Genomic DNA, 17,090 nt, shown 5'->3' with positions numbered 1-17,090 from the left:
AAAGCATCACAATGAGCAAGGCTCTCGAGGGCGTTCGAATCCTCGACATGACCCATGTCCAGTCGGGACCGACGTGCACGCAGATTCTGGCGTGGTTCGGTGCCGACGTCATCAAGATCGAGCGCCCCGGCATCGGTGACATCACGCGCGGCCAGCTGCGCGACATACCCGACGTGGACAGCCTCTATTTCACGATGCTCAACGCGAACAAGCGCAGCGTCACCCTGAACCCCAAGACCGAGGCCGGAAACGCGATCTTCACGAGGCTCATCGAGGAGTGCGACGTCATGGTCGAGAACTTCGCGCCGGGCGCAATCGACCGGATGGGGTTTCCATGGGAGAAGATCCAGGAGATAAACCCCCGCATCATCTACGCCTCGGTCAACGGTTTCGGCCCGGGTCCGTACGAGGATTGTAAGGTCTACGAGAACGTGGCCCAGTGCATGGGGGGTGCGGCCTCGACGACCGGCCAAGTCGGCGGTGTCCCCACCGTGACCGGCGCCCAGATCGGTGACTCCGGAACCGGAATACACCTCGTCGCTGGGATCCTCGCGGCGCTGTTCCACCGGACCCACAGCGGCCGGGGCCAGCGCGTGACCTGCGCCATGCAGGACTCTGTCATCAACCTGTGTCGGGTGAAAATGCGCGATCAGCAGCGACTCGCGCACGGCCCGCTCAGCGAGTATCCGCAATACCCGCACGGAGAGTTCGGCGACGCCGTGCCGCGCGCCGGCAACGCCTCGGGTGGTGGTCAGCCCGGTTGGATCGTGAAGTGCAAAGGGTGGGAGACCGACCCGGACGCGTACATCTACGTCATCACGCAGGCGAAGGCGTTCTCGGCCCTGGCCGAAGCGATCGGTCGCCCGGAGTGGAACGAGGACCCGGAGTGGAGCACCGCCGAGGCACGCCTGTACAAGCTCGACGAGATGTTCTCCGAGATCGAGAAATGGACCATGACCAAGGACAAGATGGAGGTCATGAGCATCCTCAATCCGCTCAACGTCCCGTGCGGGCCGATCCTGTCCATGAAGGAGATCGCCCAGGAGCCGTCCCTGCGGGAAACCGGCACGGTCGTCGAGGTGGACCATCCCGAACGCGGCAAGTACCTGACGATCGGGAATCCGATCAAGCTGTCGGACTCGGCGGCGGACGTCAGACGGTCGCCGCTCCTCGGTGAGCACACCGACGAGGTCCTCAAGGATGTGCTCGGCATGAGTGACGATGATATCACGACGGCGCGCGAGCAGGGCGCAATCTGAGCAGCAAGTTTCGATACAACCCGGGGAGAACGCGGTGAAGCCCAAGTACGACGTGCTCATCTTGGGGGCCTCCTATGGCTCCCTGATCGGCACCAAGCTGCTACTCGCGGGGCATTCGGTGACGCTGGTCTGCACCGAGTCGACCGCGGAGCTGATCAACCGCGAAGGGACGGTCGTGCGGTTCCCAATCCGGGGTCGCGAGGGGCTGCTCGAGATCGCCTCTGGCGGGCTCGAGGGCTCGCTCGCCGCCAGCACCCCCGAAGGGGTCGACCCGGCCGACTTCGACCTGGTCGTGCTGGGAATGCAGGAGTCGCAGTACGGCGGCCCGGGGGTTCGCGAGTTGATGGCACGGATCGCGGCATCGCGGACCCCGTGCCTGGCGATCATGAACATGCCACCGCTGCCGTATCTGGAGCGCATTCCAGGACTGTCGATCGAGCCGCTAAAGCGCTGCTTCGTAGATCCGGAAGTGTGGGAGGGCTTCGAGCCAGGGCTGGTCACGATGGCGAGCCCGGATCCACAGGCGTATCGCCAGCCGGGAGAGCCGAAGAATATTCTCCAGGTCGGCCTGCCGACCAACTTCAAGGCGGCCCGCTTCGAAGCGGAAGAGCACACCGCGATGCTCCGCAATCTGGAAGCCGACATCGTGGATGCCCGCTTCGATCCCGGTGACGGGGCCCTCGAGATTCCGGTGAAGCTTCGCGTGCACGACTCACTCTTCGTGCCGTTGGCCAAGTGGCCGATGCTGCTCGCCGGGAATTATCGCTGCATCAAGCGCGACGAGATGATCCCGATCAGGGATGCCGTGCACGGGGATCTGGACGCGTCGCGCGAGGCATACGGATGGGCTTGGGAGCTGTGCACCCGGCTGGGTGCCGCTGACGCTGATCTGGTCCCCTTCGAGAAGTACGCCAGAGCCGCCGAGGGTCTCGGCAAGCCGTCCTCCGCGGCGCGCTCTCTCTTTGGCGGTGCTGAGTACATCGAGCGTGTCGACTGCCTTATGCGGGAGATCGGGCGGCAGCTCGGTCTCGAGTCCCAGACGATGGACGAGATCGTCACGCTCGTAGACGACCGGCTCGAAAAAAACCGCAGCCAACGCCTGACCGGGCCCTCAGGATCGATAAGCCGATAGCCTGGTCCTAGTCGCCCGCGCGCTCCTCCTCAGCTTCCCGATCCGCGCGGGGCTCGGCCCGGTCGCGAATCGCCACTATCATCTCGTTAAAGGCCACCTCGAGATTTTTCAAGTGCCTATCGCGGTGCCGGAACTTGATGCGGTGTTCCAAGTCGCCTTCCTTGACCGCCTCGAAGGCTCGTATCAGCAGTATCAACGGTCCCGCCACCCGGTTGGTCGTGAAAATCGCGAGCGCGATGGCCGCCAACGCGAGTACAGGCACTCGAGTAGCAAGGAAGAACCAGACGTCGCCGTACGACGATTCCGGCACGAGGCCGCCCGCCATCATACCGATGCTGATGATCGGCGCCGTCATCACCACCACCAAGACCCAGACAGCAGAGAACGGGAACACCGCTGATAGGTTGGACTTGAATCCACTTCCCCGGACTTCTTTCATCTTCATCTTCGTCGCCTGCCAGCTCGTTTGTGAGACGTCCCCTAGCCTAGTCGCCGGTTCGCTCCTCCTCAGCTTCCCGATCCACGCGAGACTCGGCCCGCTCGAGAAGCGCCACCATCATCTCGCCGAAGGCCTCCTCGAGATTTTTCATGTGCCTATCACTGCGTCGGAATGTTAGGCGGTGATCCAAGTCGCCTCCCTTAACCGCCACGAAGGCACGCCTGATCGAGATCAACGGTCCCGCCACCCGGCTGGTCGTGAAGATCGCGAGCGCGATGGCCGCCAACGCGAGCACAGGCATTCGCGTAGCAAGGAAGAACCAGACGTCGCTGTACGACGATTCCGGCACGAGGTCGCCCGCCATCATACCGATGACGATGATCGGCACCGTCAGCACGACGACGAAGACCCAGACAGCTGAGAACGGAAACACGGCGGACAGGGTGTGCTTGAACCCGCTTCCCCGGAATCTCGTCTTCATCTTCGTCTCATCCCTGAAGCATCTCCGAGACGGGAATCCAAATGCGCCAAAAGATCAGGATCAGGCTCATCCCGGTGAACACGAAGAAGCTAGCCCACCCGAACCATCTCGCGAAGGTCGACGGGTAGAACGCACGATCCTCCTTCGGGATGATCGTCAAGCAGTAGTAGAAGTTCAGGAAGAAGATCACCGGCGCGACGAAGAACGCGAGCGCCGAGGCCACGAGTACGAGGAACACGGGCCGCTCAAGGCCCCACACGATCGCGACCGAGGCGATCAGCGAGTAGATCATCGTAATCCGGTAGATGTTGTACTCGGAGTACCACGCGCTCCGGTGCTCCGGAGTCAAATCCTCGGGCGCGATGCCCTGCAAGCCCGCCGTACCTGCGAAGAGGTTCCGGCAGCAGGCACCCACGATCCGAGGCCAACCATCGAAATAGTTGAACGCTGTCGAGAATGTGGCCGCGAACGCGCCTACCATGAACACGATCATCCACTGCGGGCCCATGCTCAGCGTGAAGATCCCGGCGATCTCCCCCATGACCGCCCGCCCCTCAACGGGGTTCGGATACATCCACACTGCGGCCAGGAGCAGAAAGATGCACGCGAGGAAAAAGGACACGACGTAGCCCGCCCTGAAGTCCCAGATCCCGATCTTGAACCAGCGCCGACAATAGTCCCGAGCGCCTTCGGGAAGCCTCGATGTGTCCACGGTGAGGTGGTCGCGGTTCGGAGCGAACGGATCGAAGCGATGCGCGAGGCCCAGATCCTCCATGCGCTCGCGAATCTTGCTCATGCCCTTCTTCTTGGCCTTGCCCCATTCCGAAGCCTGCAGTGAGACGTCCATGCCGGTCGGCAGCAGGCCGAGGAACGCCGCGATGATGAGCCACGACCCGTCAGGGATCTCCACCATGAAGAAGTGCCCCATCTCGGAGATGGGGGCGGGCTCCCAGAAGTAGACCGCCAACGTGGAGAACACGAGAATGCCGGCCAGCACCTTGGCCGCTACTTCGACGGCCTTGTAGCGTCCGCGCAGGATGATCGCCACCGAGACGACGCCGAGGCCGAGGCCGTAGTGGGCGAGCGTCAGCGGGAAGCCCATCTCCACGCTGAAGACGTAGTAGAGTACGGCAGCGGCCGCGATGAGGCGCCCCGCTTGCCCGAGCGCGCACTGGATCAGCGTGGTGACCAACACGTACCAGAGCGGCCACTTCTTCCACGCGGTCCCGTAGGCCTCGATCAAGCTCTTTCCGGTCGCGTTGGTGAAGCGGAATGCCATCTCGAAGCCGTAGTACTTGAACACGTAAGCGACCGGGATGCACCACAGGAGCGCATAAGCGAAGCGGCCTCCCGCAGTCGGCGCCGTCACCAGGTGGCTCGTGCCGATGCCCGTCATCATCAGGATGATGCCCGGCCCGAAGTGGCTCATGAGGCCCTTGACGGTCAGATCCGGCATCTCCAGATCGGCGAAGGCATCGGCTTCGGAGGACTCCTGCGGCGATCCGGTCCGGTCGCGATCCATGAGGCGTTCCCTGGTGGTGGGGTTGCGCGCGCTCGGCGCGGGACGGGACCATGCTGCAGAGAGGCGGGCCTCGGCGCAAACGTGGCGTAGAGCGACGCAGGGCGTCTACTCCTGGGTGAGCCCGAGCTCCCGGATCATCTGCTCCCGCATGACGAATGCCGAGCGACAAAAGGCCGGCGGCGCACCGGCCCACGCGAGCATCGCGCCTACTCCTCCCCGGCGCCTGCCACCGCCACGATCAGCCTACCCAGCTTCGTGAGGTCCCGCAGGTCGAGCACCTCACCCGGCGAGTGGCTGTAACGCCCGGGCCAGGACAGGCCCTGGTTTGGCGCACCCCAGTAGGCGAAGCGACTCCCGTCCGTGCCGCCCTGCGTGAGTCCCATCTGGATGGCGATACCCGCGTCCGCGGCCGCTCGAAATACGCGCGCACGCTCCCGGTCCGGAGAAACGCCCGAGCTCTCGATCGCACGTAGGACCGGCCCGTTCCCGAGCGGGGCATACGCGAAGTGGGGGGACTCGAGCGGAGTGTCCGAGGACACGAAAGTGTCGATCGAGTAGATGCGCCGCGTCGACTTGGCATAACGACGCGCCATGGCCTCGGCACCGCGTAACCCGCCCTCCTCATGGACCGACCAGGCGAAGATGACCTTGGTCCGGAGCGCGTCCGGGTCGATGTCGTTGATGGCGAGAAGGAGCGCCGTGGTGCCCGCGCGGTCGTCGAGCGCCCGCGCCACGAAGCGGTGCTCCCCCAAGCGCAGGCCTTCCTTGTGGCTCGTCACGCCCGCGCCGGCTCGAACTCCAAGCGCGGCAAGCGCGTCCCGGTCGAGCCCGAACCACGCCTGCATCGCACCCGGGTTCTTCTCGCTGGCCCGCTCCCGCGTCAGGAATACGCCTTTGATCGGGGGAGGAGCCGTCGCGGTGAGGGACTGTCGCTTCCACCTCTGATCGGTGTCGTCTCCGTAGCCGGTGATCGTGCTGGGAGCCCCGACAGGGTCGATGTGCAGCAGAGCGGTCTGTCCCTCCCACGCCGACGAGACCGCACCGCCCTGGCGGTTGAGCGTGATGACCCCGTCCTGCGCGATCGTCTCGACCTCATACCCGACTTCGTCCATGTGGGCCATGAAGACAGTCGTGTCCCGGTCCGGGCCGACCTCGACCATGATGTTGCCGATGTCGTCGACGATCGCCCGCTCCCGAGCCCATTCGGGCATCGACTCGAGCACGAAGCGACGCACCGCCCACTCGTGACCGGGCACGCCGTGGCGCTCGACGAGCTCCTTCAGAAGGGTGGCGGCGCGCTCGACCGAGTGGTCCACGTGGTCCGTCATGAACGGCTCCCGGTCGGGTGCCGAGACCCAGGCGGGCTCGCTTCCGAGGAAGATTCCGGAAGCGGCAGCACCGAGCATCCGGCTCGCTTCGGCCCCCGTGATCACTTCCATGTGCGAGCCGGCCGCACGCACCGTCGGCACGATCCACCGAACCGCCTCCAAGCCGGCGGCCTCCAAAACTGCACCCATGCGTCCGAACGACGAAGCGGCACGCATGCTGACCGAACCCGAAAGCTCACCGGGCGCCACGACGGTCAATGCGTCGAACACCCCGCCGCGAGCGATGTACGACGACAGACCGAGCCAGCCTATCCCCTGCTGGGCGCTGAGCACGAAGTGCGTCTCACCGGGAGGCGCGCTCCCCGCGCGGACCGCTGCCGCAAGCGTCGCGACCGCTGCACAGCCCGAACGCCGGCCCGCGTCCGGTCCGGCCACAGCGCCCTCGATGACCCAAGGCGGCAAGTGTCGGCCGATCGGATCGAGTAAGGCGATGCCCAGCGCCGCGACTCCCTCCGCCGAGGTGGCGCCCACGTCCACCCAAAGGTCGTCCGCGGTCACGACTGCGGTCTCGTCGCGGTGTTGTTGCGCGAAATGACCATTGCTGCGAGCGACAACGCCACTCACGGGTCCGGACTGCGTGAGGATTCGTACCTGCTGCGCTTCGAACGCCTGATCCCACAGCGGGTGCTGTGAGCCGCGCCCAATGCGGTGGACACGCAGGTAACCGTCCTCCGTGATCTGGCTCACGGCGTAGCTCGGCCGGTCGAGTGCACACGCGACGATCCGCCTCGGGGTACCGGAGCCCACCGTCGTGACGACGTTGCCCCAGTGGTCCACAGACCAACCCGGCATGCCGTCGGCGATCGCCGTGGCCGTGCGAGTCTCGTAGCCGGTCGCGACGTCGAGTGCGACCCAGGACGCGATCGCATGCAGCCGGGGGGATTCCTGGGCATGGCTACTCGTCGGAAGCGCAGCGAATACGCAAACGATGAGGGCAACGCGCCAAAAGGGCAACTTCGTCGTCACGGTCCGCATGGCGGGATCATCCTTCGAAGGTTGGACATGGCTGCCGGTCTTACCACTACCGCGGGGGCCAGCTCCGGACCACGCGAGTATTCAGTATCGAGTCGAGTTGCGGGTACGTCCGTCGCAGGTACGCGCTGCCGACAGTGGAGATCGAGTCCTGAATGTCCTCGGGCTGACCGTACGCGCCGTACAGCCCGTCGACCACCTCCATGCCGGTATGGATGCGACCGATCGGCGGAAAGCCGACCACGCCACCGGAGTCGTAGGCGTCGAGCCGCGAATTGTCCGCGAGGTTGATGAAGAGCTGGAACGACCGCGTACGCGGGCCACCGCGCGCGAAAGCCACCGTGCCACGGGCGTTGCTGTCCATCACCGGCTCGTCGTCGATCCCCATCTCTTTCCAGATCGAGTCGAGCACGGGTTTTCCCGTAAGGCCCCATTGCGCGACGAAGCCGGGCACGACGCGATAGAAGCGGGCCCCCGCGTAGAAGTCGTTGGCCATCAGGTAGTAGACGCGATCGACCGCGAGCGGTGACCACTCGCGGTACATCATCATTTCGACGGAACCTTCGCTCGTCTCCATCGCGACCACGAACGAGTCCGGTGCACGTGCGTTCATCTCCTCGGGACTCGGAGCCCAGATGGTGCTGCCCGGCATGCAGGTGGCGAGCGTCAGCACGAGTGCCGAGAAAGAGGCGGCCGCGAACATCCGGGATCCTGACTTCACCCACATGTCTACCTTCTCCACAATGCCCCACGTCGTGTTCGAGTCTTCCGGAGAGGACACGTTGACGGGCGGTGGCGCCGGCCGCCAGGGGCCGCCACTATCCCCGGCCTACCCGTCCCGTCCAACCCCCGACAGTGAGGAATGGTCACGATGGATGGAGCAATCGTCGTGCGAGCGCACGGTGGACCCGAGGTCCTCGAGTGGACACGGTCCGATCCCGGCCAACCCGGCCCAGGTGAGGTGCTCATCCGCCACACGGCGGTGGGCCTCAACTATATCGACGTCTACCAACGGGAGGGGCTATACCCCCTCGAGCTCCCGTTCACGCCCGGGATGGAAGGCGCCGGCCGCGTCGAAGCGGTCGGCGAGGGCGTTGGCGACCTCTCGCCGGGCGACGCGGTCGCCTATACCGGAAACGGCCCGGCCGGCTCGTACCGTGAGGGCCGGGTGCTTCCACGCTCACGACTGGTTCCGCTTCCGGACGGGATCGACGAGGAGGCCGCGGCCGCAATCATGCTCAAGGGTTGCACGGTGGAATACCTCGTCCGACGGACTTTCCGGGTCCGTGAGGGTCATGTCGTCCTGCTGCACGCGGCGGCCGGCGGCGTAGGCCTCATCGCCAGTCAGTGGTTGAGCGCGCTGGGCGCGACCGTCATCGGCACGGTCGGCTCCGACGCGAAGGCTGAGCTCGCCCGCGCCAACGGGTGCCACCACACGATCCTCTACCGCGAGGAAGACGTCGCGGAACGCGTCCGGGAGATCACCGACGGCGCAGGCGTGCACGTCGTCTACGACTCGGTCGGTGCGGCGACGTTCGAAGGCTCGATCGCGTCCCTCAGGCCCAGGGGAATGATGGTCACCTACGGGAACGCCTCCGGACCAGTCGAGCCCGTGCGCCCGCTGCTGCTGGCGCAAGGCGGGTCCCTCTTCCTGACCCGGCCGAAGCTCGGCGACTACTACACGTCCGCCGAAGAATCTGCCGACGGCTGCGCCGCGCTGTTCGAAATGGTGACATCCGGCAAGGTACGCCCGCACATCGGGCAGACGTTCGCACTCGAGGACGTCGCGGACGCGCACCGCGCGCTGGAAGCGCGCGAGACGGTGGGCTCCACCGTGCTCACGGTCGGCTCATGAGGACGCTCACCTCGTTCGCGGTGGGCCTCGCCAAGGCGACCTCGGTGGCGACCTCGGTGGCGATCTCGGCGCCGGTCGCGGTGGCGGTCACGGTCTCCGCCGGGGCGGTACTCACGCCGCGCGCCACGGCAGCACAACAACCCAACGTTCATGTGCTCGAGGCCGGCCCGACAACCGTGGCGTGGGGCTACTACTGGTCGGAGGCTCCGCCGGTGCTCCGGATCGCATCAGGAGACATCGTCGAGATGTCGACCTTCCTGACATCGAGCCCTACCCGGCTGGAACGCGCCGGCATACCGCCCGATGAAGTCGAGCCCGCGTTGCGCGCCGTGTACGATCAGGTGACGGAGAGGGGCCCTGGCGGGCACATCCTCACCGGACCTGTCTATGTGGAAGGAGCCGAGCCGGGTGACGTGCTCGAGGTGCGCATCCTGAGCGTCGAGATGTCGCTCGCGTACGGGTACAACGGCTGCAGCGGCTACATCCGCGATCTGTGTGAGGGGGTGGGCATGAAGATCGTCTGGCTCGACCGCGACGAGAATACCGCGGAGTTCCTGCCGGGGGTCACCGTCCCACTCGCGCCGTTCTTCGGCAGCATGGGCGTGGCGCCTCCTCCGGACGCGGGCCGGTGGAGCAGCGTGCCTCCCTGGATTCACGCGGGCAACATCGACAACAAGGAGATGGTGGCGGGCACGACGCTGTTCATCCCGGTCCACGTGGCCGGAGCACTCTTCGAGGCCGGCGACGGACACGCGGCCCAGGGAGACGGAGAGGTCGATCAGACCGGCATCGAGACTTCGCTGCGCGGACGCTTCCAGCTCATCGTGCGCAAGGACATGTCGCTCGAATGGCCGCGGGGTGAGACTCCGACGCACCATATCGCCATGGGCACCCACGAAGACCTGGCGGAAGCGACCCGAATTGCGATCCGACAGGCCATCGCGCTACTGGGTGACGTGTACGACATCGCGCCCGGAGACGCTTATCAGTTGGTGAGCGTGGCATGCGACCTGCGCATCACGCAGTTGGTGGACAGGAAGGTGGGGGTCCACGTGATGATCCCGAAGTCGCTGTTTCAGGCGCGCTAGAGCTAAAACACGACCGGCGACATCACCAGGTTCTCGATGAAGAACTCCATCATCCGGTCCTGGTTCAGGCCCGAGTGCCCACGGTCCGGGCCCACCTGCACCTCGAAGCTCTTCCCGGCCTCCTGAAGCGCCGCGATGAGTTGCATGGTGTTCGTCGTGTGCACGTTGTTGTCCGCGGTTCCGTAGTAGAGCATCAGACGCCCCTTCAGATCCGCGGCGTAGGTCATCGCCGAGCCGGCGTCATACCCCGCCGTGTTGCCCTGCGGCGTCCACATGTACCGCTCGGTATAGATCGTGTCGTAGTGCCGCCAGTCGGTGATCGGCGAAGACGCGGACGCGGCCTGGAAGGCATCCGGGTGGCGGAGCAGTGCCAGCGCGGAGACATACCCTCCGTACGACGTTCCGAAGATGCCCACGCGGTTCCGGTCCACATACGGGCGGTCCCAGAGCGACCGCATCCCCGCCGCCTGATCGTCGACCTCGACAACTCCCAGCTTCATGTAGATCGCGTCGAGGAACTCCTTGCCGCGACCTCCTGCGCTCCGGGAGTCCATCGTGACCACGAGGAAGCCGTACTCGGTGAGCGGATGCGGCATGGTGAACGTCTCACGAGCCCCGTTCGAGCGCGGGCCCGCGTAGACGGAGACCAGCATCGGATAAACCTGGTTCGCGTCGAAGTTCGACGGCTTGTGCAGCATCCCGTGGAGCTCGGTCACCCCGTCTTCAGCCGTGAAGGTGAACATCTCGACACGGTTGAAGCCCAGCTCGTCGAAACGCGAGACATCGCTCGTCGCGATCTCGGCGACCTGACGCCCACGCATGTCGCGCAGCACCGAAGTCGGCGGCTCATCGTGCGTCTGCGCCACGTCGACGAAGTGCGCGCCGTCGGGCGAGAACGTGATCGCGTGGTGGAACGCCGGGTCCGTGAGCCGTTGGTCGCCGTTTCCGTCCAGCCCCACACGGTGCAACTGCATCTTCATGTGGTTGTCACCGCTGCGGGCCATGTAATACAGCACGCCCGCGTCTTCGTCCACGCGCACTACGGTGCCGACCTCGAAGTCGTGGTCCGTGAGCGTCGCGAGCGGCTCACCGGAAAAGCTGTGCAGATACAGGTTCCGGAAGCCGTTGCGCTCGGACGTCCAGATGAAGCGCTCGCCCTCCTCGAGGAACCGTATCGCGGGAGAGTTCATCGCCCAGCTCGCCGGCCACTCCTCCCGCACCACCAGACGGCAAGCGCCGGTGTCCGGGCTGCACGCCGTGAACTCGGTGATGTTCTGGCGCCGGTTCGCCCGGTTGAACGTGATCTCCGAGCCGTCCGGCGACCAAGCGACGCGGTACACGTAATGCCCCACCACATCGTCCGTGAACGGCTGACCGTCCCGCACGTCGATGCGTGTGGCCGAGTCCGCCGCCACATCGTAGACGAAGAGGTCGACAACCGGATTGTCGACGCCGGCCTTGGGGTACGCCTCGACGTCGAGCGAGCTCTGGAGCTTCGTCTGATCCATCTCTATGAAAAAGTCCGGCACCGGGCCCTCGTCGAAGCGGTAGTACGCGAGCTTGGAAGCGTCCGGTGACCACCACATCGCGGTGACCTGATCGAGCTCCTCACCGTACACCCAGCTCGCGGTGCCATACTTGATGCGATCCTCGGCGCTGCCATCGCTCGTGATCGCCCGCTCCTCCGTACCGTCCGCGCGGCTCACGAAGAGGTTCCGGTCGCGGTAGAACGCCTTGTACGTGCCGTCCGGAGACTCCGCTTCCACGAATTGACGCCCCCGGGCGCGGCCACCGCGCCCCCCGAAACCTCGAGTCGGCGGGTCCGAATCAACCGACGACGTGCCGGTCATGACGTCGAACCGATAGGCCTGGCCCGCGTGCGCGTACTGGAAACTCTTCCCGTCGTCCGCCCAGGTCGGCCGGATCGCCCCCGTAACGAAGGACCGAGCGATCTGAGGAGACATCTCCATGAAGCGCTCGTACCCGGGCATGCTCCGCAGACGGTCTTGGGCGTCGAGCGGAACCGTGACCAGCGTCAGGCATGCCAGCACAGCCAAGCCGACTCCGCCAGGCGAGCATCGCAGGCGGCGGGCAGTGTCGTGGAGCTTGGTCATCATATGGGTCACGATGGGATGGGCACGGGTCGTCGGGCAGGGCACCACTCTACTACGTCGGAGTCGTTCCAGCGATACTTGGCGAGGGGAGGCTTGACGCGGTGCTGAGGGACAAATGGCGACCGTACGATACAGCGATAGCATCCTGATTCAACGTCCGGTTGCGGACGTTTTCGCCTACATGGACGACGTCAGCCGCGAGCACGAGTGGCAGCCGAAGCTTCGAGGCGCGGAACAGGAGCCTCCGGGGGCCGCCGCGGTAGGCACGCGGCGCCACTATGTGAGCGAGTTCCTGGGGCGGTCGGTGAAGAACAGCTACGAGGTGAAGGCGTACGAGCCGAACCAGCGCGTGGTACTCGAGTCGATGCCCGGCTCGACGGTCTCCGCGGCCAACGAGATTCTTTGGACAAGCGAGGGCACCGGCACGCGCGTCACGATGTCGGTCGAGGGCAAGCCGACGGGCGTGCTGCGCTTCGTGCCGGGCGCCGTGCTCGAGGCCGCGTTTCGCGAACAGATGAAGGAATCCCTGTCGCTGCTGAAGCAGCGCTTGGAGAGCGGCTGCTAGGGCACGTGCGTCGCCGTCGTCGTCGCCAGAGCGTCCTCGAACTGTCGGCGGTACAGTCGCTGATACACGGCGTCGTGCTCGAGCAGGTTGGCGTGCGACCCGACGGCTGAGATGACCCCTTCGTCGAGCACGACGATGCGGTCCGCGCGAATCACCGTGGAAAGGCGATGCGCGATCACAAGCGTGGTACAGTGGCTCATGAGCCGGTCGAGCGCGTCCTGTACCAGCCGCTCCGACTCCGCGTCCAGGGAGCTGGAGGCCTCGTCGAGGATGAGGATGCGAGGCCGTCTGAGCATCACGCGCGCGATCGCGAGCCGCTGACGTTGTCCGGCGCTCAGCGTCACGCCTCGCTCCCCGATCAGCTGATCGTACGCGTCCGGAAGGTCTCGGATGAAGATGTCCGCGTGCGCGGCTGCGGCGACCTCGTCGAGATCCGCTTCCGTCGCGTCGAAGTCCCCGTACAGCAGGTTCTCCCGGACCGTGCCCGCGAAGAGCATCGGCTCCTGTGGAACAATGCCGATCACCGAGCGCAGATCTTCCAGGCGCACCGCGCGCACGTCGACCCCGTCGATGCTGACGCTGCCGTGCTCCACGTCGAAGAAGCGGGGTAGCAACGACGCGAGCGTACTCTTGCCGGCCCCAGAGCTACCCACGAGCGCGACTGTCTCCCCCTCCTCGATCTCGAGGTCGATCCCCCGCAGCACGTAGGGCAGATCGGGGCCGTACCGGAAGTGGACGTCCCGGTAGGCGATGGTCCCTCGCACCGGCGCAGCGAACGCGATCGGCTCGGGCGGATCGACGAGAATCGGTTCGTCGTCCAGGAGCTCGAAGATGTGGCGCGCGGCACCCGCCGCCTCGTTGAGGTTCCCGTAGAAGCCGGCGAGGGAAGTGATCGCGCCCGAGATCGTCACCGCGTAGAGCAGGAATGCCACGAGCGTGCCCGGGCTCAGCTCGCCCGCGAGAACCAGACGTCCGCCCTCCCACAGGACCACCACGATCGCGCCGAAGGCCGCGAACGTCACCGCGCCCGTGAGCGCCGCCCTAGCGACCGCCCGCTTGAGACCCTCGTCCCTGGTGCGGCCGATCTCCACGCCGAAGCGATCCCTCTCCCACGCCTCCCGGGTGAACGCCTGCACCGTGCGGATCTGGGTGAACGCCTGCTCGGCCCGGGCCACCGCCGAGGCGAGATGATCCTGGATGCCGGTGCTGAGATGGCGAACGCGGCGGCCGAAGAACCAGCCTACGCCCGCGGCTATGGGAATCGCCGTGAGCGTGACCAGGGTCAGCCTCGGGTTCGTGGCGGTCACGAGAGCGAGCGCGCCCACCAGGAAGATCCCCTGCCGCGCCAACTCCGGGATCCCGAACCGCAAGACGTTCTGGATCAACGCCGCGTCCGAAGCGATGCGCGAGCTGAGCTCCCCCACCCGGCGCAGCGAAAAGAAGCCCGGCGGCTGACGAAGCAGGTGCGCGAACAGGTCGTTGCGCAGATCCGCGATCACGCGCTCGGCCACGGAGGCGGTGAGATAGCTCTGCGCGAAGTTCAGCACCGCCTGGAGCGCGAACAGCGCCAGTAGCCCGATGGCGATGAGGTTGAGCAGCTCGCCGCTCCCCTCCAGGAACGCCGCGTCGAGCAGCTCGCGCACGATGAGCGGGAAAGCGAGAGCGATCGCCGTGCTGACCACGAGGATCACGCTCGCCGCGATGAGCGACGTGAGATACGGTCTCACCCTTGGGGTCAGCCGGCCGAGGAACCGGGCGATGCTGCGCGGGCTGAGGCGCTGCTTCTTCAAAGTGTGCCTCCCCGGGACATCGCGGCTCCGAGGACGGGGGCTCGCGGCGTGCCGTCCACACGGCGGGGCCACGCACCCAGGACACGGTCTACCTCTGCCCGCATCTCAGCGATGAACCGGGCCTTCCCGAAACCCCGGGCGGAGGCGGCCACGTCGTCGGAATCGAATTCGAGCTGCTCGAATCGACGAACCGCGGCCACGAGGTCCCCGACGCACGGGGTGGAGAAGAAGACACCGGTCCCCTCCGCCGGGCCGGAACCGTTCGTCGCGTTGGTGACCGAGTCCAGAACCCCCCCTTCGCCGAGCGCGACGACCGGGGCGCCGGACGCCAGTGCCTCGACGACCCCGATCCCGAAGTCCTCCACACCGGGGAGCACGAGCGCACGACACCGTGCGAGCAAGTCGACCACTTCTTCGTCAGCCACCGGACCACGCACCTGCACCGTGGGTCCTGCGAGCGCGCTGAGGCGGTCTTGGTCGATGCCACCTCCCACGACCACGAGCGGCTTGCCCATCTCGTTGAATGCTGCCACGGCGACGTCGAGGCGCTTGTACGGCACCAGAGCGCCGAGCGTCAGGTAGAAGCCGTCGCGAGGCCCAGGACGCGGTGCGAACCGTTCCGTGTTCACGGGCGGATGCACGACGACCGCGTCGCGGCCGTAGAAGCGACCCACGCGATCCTTGACGTGCGTAGAGTTCGCCACGAAGTGATCGACGTACGCGGCGCTGCGCGCGTCCCACCGCCGCAGTGGCTGAGCGACTGCCGCCATCGCCACACGCACCGGCAGCGCTGCGCGCCCCGCCGCGAAGTACGCGTCGTACTGGTCCCACAAGTACCGCATCGGGGTGTGGCAGTAGCAGATATGGGGCACACCGCTCGGAGCCCGCGCCCCCTTGGCCGCGCAATGGCTACTCGAGATGACGAGGTGGAAGCCGCTCAGGTCCATTCGTTCGATCGCCCACGGAAAGAGCGGCAAGAAGAACCGGTACCCCCGGTGGCTCCCCGGCATCCGGTCGATCGCCGACGTATGAATGGGCCGTGACTCGATGACCTCGGAGACCGATCCGCGCTCGTGCAGCAGCGTAAAGAGCTCCGCCTCGGGGAACAGCTCCAGAAGAGCCTCGAGCACCAGCTCGCCGCCCCGCATGCCGGTGAGCCAGTCGTGCACGATCGCGACCCTCACGGGTTCGTCCCCACGTTGGGCACCCGCGCCTCGGCAACCGCCACACACACGCTGAGGATCTCCTCGGTCGCCTGCTCCCAAGTGAAGTCCGCCGCCCACTCGCGGCCACGTGCGATGCGCTCGGACCTGCGCTGCGACGGCTCGGCGCAAATCGCGTCCAGCGCTCGGACCCAATCGTCGATCTCACGGCGGACCAGATCCGCCCCATCGCCCAGCACCTCCGCCGCCGCAGGGTACGGTGCAACGACGACTCTCGTCCCGCATGCGAGAGCCTCGAGCGGCGACCGGCCAAATCCCTCCTCGACGGATGGGAACAGGAACGCGAGCGACCCCGTGTAGAGGGCCCGCAAATCCTCGTCCGGCACGTGGCCGAGCGCTAGAAGCGCGGAGTGGTCCGGGACGTCGCGGTGGACTCGCTCGTACGAGTCGCCTACTACGACCAGCGCGACGTCGCGACCACGCTCGACGGACCAGCGCGAATACACGTCGCGTAGGAAGTCCAAGCCCTTGCGACGGTCCCCAACGCCCATCGCCAGGAAATAGCGCTCAGGTATCCGATGGCGCGCTCGCACCGCGACGACAGTTTCAGCGTCGGCCGGTGTGTCTAGAGGACCTGCACCCTGACGAACGATTCGCATGCGGTCGGGCGAGATGCCCGTCGCTCGCGCGATCTCCGACCGCGCATGCTCGGAAACCGTCAGCAGGGCCGCGGCGGAGCGAGCCGGCGCAACATGCGCCCAGCGAACCCAGAGACGGTACACGGCACGGAAGTCCTCCGGTCGGGTGAGTGGGGTCAGATCGTGAAGAAGCTGGACGTGCGGCCCACCGAAGCGTGGGCACGCGTTCGCCAGATGTAGCAGCACATCGACGCCGGCGCGCCTCGCCGCTCCCGGGAGCTCGAGCTGCTCCCAAAATACGCCACCGAGACGGCCTCGTTTCAGGCGCGCGCCCGTGACACCCGCTCCTGTGTGGTTCGACGGCACCAGAACCGTGGTGTCTCTCCGTTCGCATAGCCGGGTGGTCACCTCGTACGCGAAGCGCTGGACGCCCGTGGGTCGAGCGCACAGGAACCGGCCGTTGATACCGAGCCTCACGCCACCCGCTCCTGCGCGAGCGCGAAGCCCATCGCTGCGACGAGCATGATGAGTTGACCGATACCCTGAGCGAAGGTCCACTCGGCGAAGCCGATCGTGCACGCGACGGCGAATGACCAGAAGACCGTCACGCGCAAGGAACGCCCCCGCTCAGCCTCGAGGCCATCCGCCGGGGCCCTCGCCGTCCGGGAGAGCGTCCACAGCGTA

General features: G+C 66.2%; 15 protein-coding genes. 5 read left to right on the top strand and 10 right to left on the bottom strand.

Annotated elements, in window-relative coordinates:
• Window positions 1–11: 11 nt before the first annotated feature.
• Window positions 12–1,259, top strand: coding sequence for a formyl-CoA transferase (frc, locus tag IIB36_17855; GenBank protein ID MCH7533605.1), 1,248 nt, complete (start codon window positions 12–14; stop codon window positions 1,257–1,259).
• Window positions 1,260–1,293: 34 nt separating this feature from the next.
• Entirely contained in the window at window positions 1,294–2,391 is a 1,098-nt protein-coding gene (locus IIB36_17850; protein ID MCH7533604.1) for a hypothetical protein, read from the top strand.
• 7 nt (window positions 2,392–2,398) lie between these two features.
• Here the strand turns inward: IIB36_17850 and IIB36_17845 are convergent, their stop codons facing one another.
• From IIB36_17845 to IIB36_17825, 5 genes are all read right to left on the bottom strand, one after another.
• Window positions 2,399–2,836, bottom strand: coding sequence for a hypothetical protein (locus IIB36_17845; GenBank protein ID MCH7533603.1), 438 nt, complete (start codon window positions 2,834–2,836; stop codon window positions 2,399–2,401).
• Between the two features lie 40 nt (window positions 2,837–2,876).
• Window positions 2,877–3,311 (bottom strand): hypothetical protein, encoded by a 435-nt coding sequence (locus IIB36_17840; GenBank protein ID MCH7533602.1) that lies wholly within the window; start codon window positions 3,309–3,311, stop codon window positions 2,877–2,879.
• A 7-nt stretch (window positions 3,312–3,318) separates the two neighbouring features.
• The gene (locus tag IIB36_17835; GenBank protein MCH7533601.1) at window positions 3,319–4,833 is read right to left on the bottom strand and encodes an Nramp family divalent metal transporter; all 1,515 of its coding nucleotides are present in this window, start codon (window positions 4,831–4,833) and stop codon (window positions 3,319–3,321) included.
• 206 nt (window positions 4,834–5,039) lie between these two features.
• Window positions 5,040–7,196, bottom strand: coding sequence for a M20/M25/M40 family metallo-hydrolase (locus IIB36_17830; GenBank protein MCH7533600.1), 2,157 nt, complete (start codon window positions 7,194–7,196; stop codon window positions 5,040–5,042).
• Between the two features lie 46 nt (window positions 7,197–7,242).
• On the bottom strand, window positions 7,243–7,920 hold the full coding sequence (locus IIB36_17825) for a peptidylprolyl isomerase (GenBank protein MCH7533599.1): 678 nt from the start codon (window positions 7,918–7,920) through the stop codon (window positions 7,243–7,245).
• 144 nt (window positions 7,921–8,064) lie between these two features.
• On the opposite strand from IIB36_17825, the gene IIB36_17820 reads away from it, so the two are divergent.
• Complete coding sequence (locus tag IIB36_17820; protein MCH7533598.1) at window positions 8,065–9,048, top strand: quinone oxidoreductase; 984 nt, start codon at window positions 8,065–8,067, stop codon at window positions 9,046–9,048.
• The gene (locus IIB36_17815; protein MCH7533597.1) at window positions 9,045–10,136 is read left to right on the top strand and encodes an acetamidase/formamidase family protein; all 1,092 of its coding nucleotides are present in this window, start codon (window positions 9,045–9,047) and stop codon (window positions 10,134–10,136) included. Before IIB36_17820 ends, IIB36_17815 begins: the two co-directional genes overlap by 4 nt.
• Window positions 10,137–10,138: 2 nt before the next feature.
• On the opposite strand, the gene IIB36_17810 is transcribed toward IIB36_17815, so the two are convergent.
• The gene (locus IIB36_17810) at window positions 10,139–12,250 is read right to left on the bottom strand and encodes a DPP IV N-terminal domain-containing protein (protein ID MCH7533596.1); all 2,112 of its coding nucleotides are present in this window, start codon (window positions 12,248–12,250) and stop codon (window positions 10,139–10,141) included.
• Between the two features lie 115 nt (window positions 12,251–12,365).
• Between IIB36_17810 and IIB36_17805 the strand changes: the two genes are divergently transcribed.
• Complete coding sequence (locus IIB36_17805) at window positions 12,366–12,815, top strand: SRPBCC family protein (protein ID MCH7533595.1); 450 nt, start codon at window positions 12,366–12,368, stop codon at window positions 12,813–12,815.
• Here the strand turns inward: IIB36_17805 and IIB36_17800 are convergent.
• From IIB36_17800 to IIB36_17785, 4 genes are all read right to left on the bottom strand, one after another.
• Entirely contained in the window at window positions 12,812–14,605 is a 1,794-nt protein-coding gene (locus tag IIB36_17800; protein MCH7533594.1) for an ATP-binding cassette domain-containing protein, read from the bottom strand. The genes IIB36_17805 and IIB36_17800 overlap by 4 nt on opposite strands.
• Window positions 14,602–15,789: a glycosyltransferase gene (locus IIB36_17795; GenBank protein ID MCH7533593.1), complete on the bottom strand. Its 1,188-nt coding sequence runs from the start codon at window positions 15,787–15,789 to the stop codon at window positions 14,602–14,604. Before IIB36_17795 ends, IIB36_17800 begins: the two co-directional genes overlap by 4 nt.
• Window positions 15,786–16,883 (bottom strand): glycosyltransferase family 4 protein, encoded by a 1,098-nt coding sequence (locus IIB36_17790; protein MCH7533592.1) that lies wholly within the window; start codon window positions 16,881–16,883, stop codon window positions 15,786–15,788. Before IIB36_17790 ends, IIB36_17795 begins: the two co-directional genes overlap by 4 nt.
• A partial coding sequence (locus tag IIB36_17785) for a hypothetical protein (protein ID MCH7533591.1) occupies window positions 16,880–17,090 on the bottom strand: 211 nt, incomplete at its 5' end. The genes IIB36_17790 and IIB36_17785, both read right to left, overlap by 4 nt.

This window comes from Gemmatimonadota bacterium (assembly GCA_022560615.1).
Lineage (GTDB): Bacteria > Gemmatimonadota > Gemmatimonadetes > Longimicrobiales > Gaopeijiaceae > UBA1138.
Note: the sequence above shows the minus strand (reverse complement) of the source record. Positions and strands in the feature narration are given on the sequence as shown.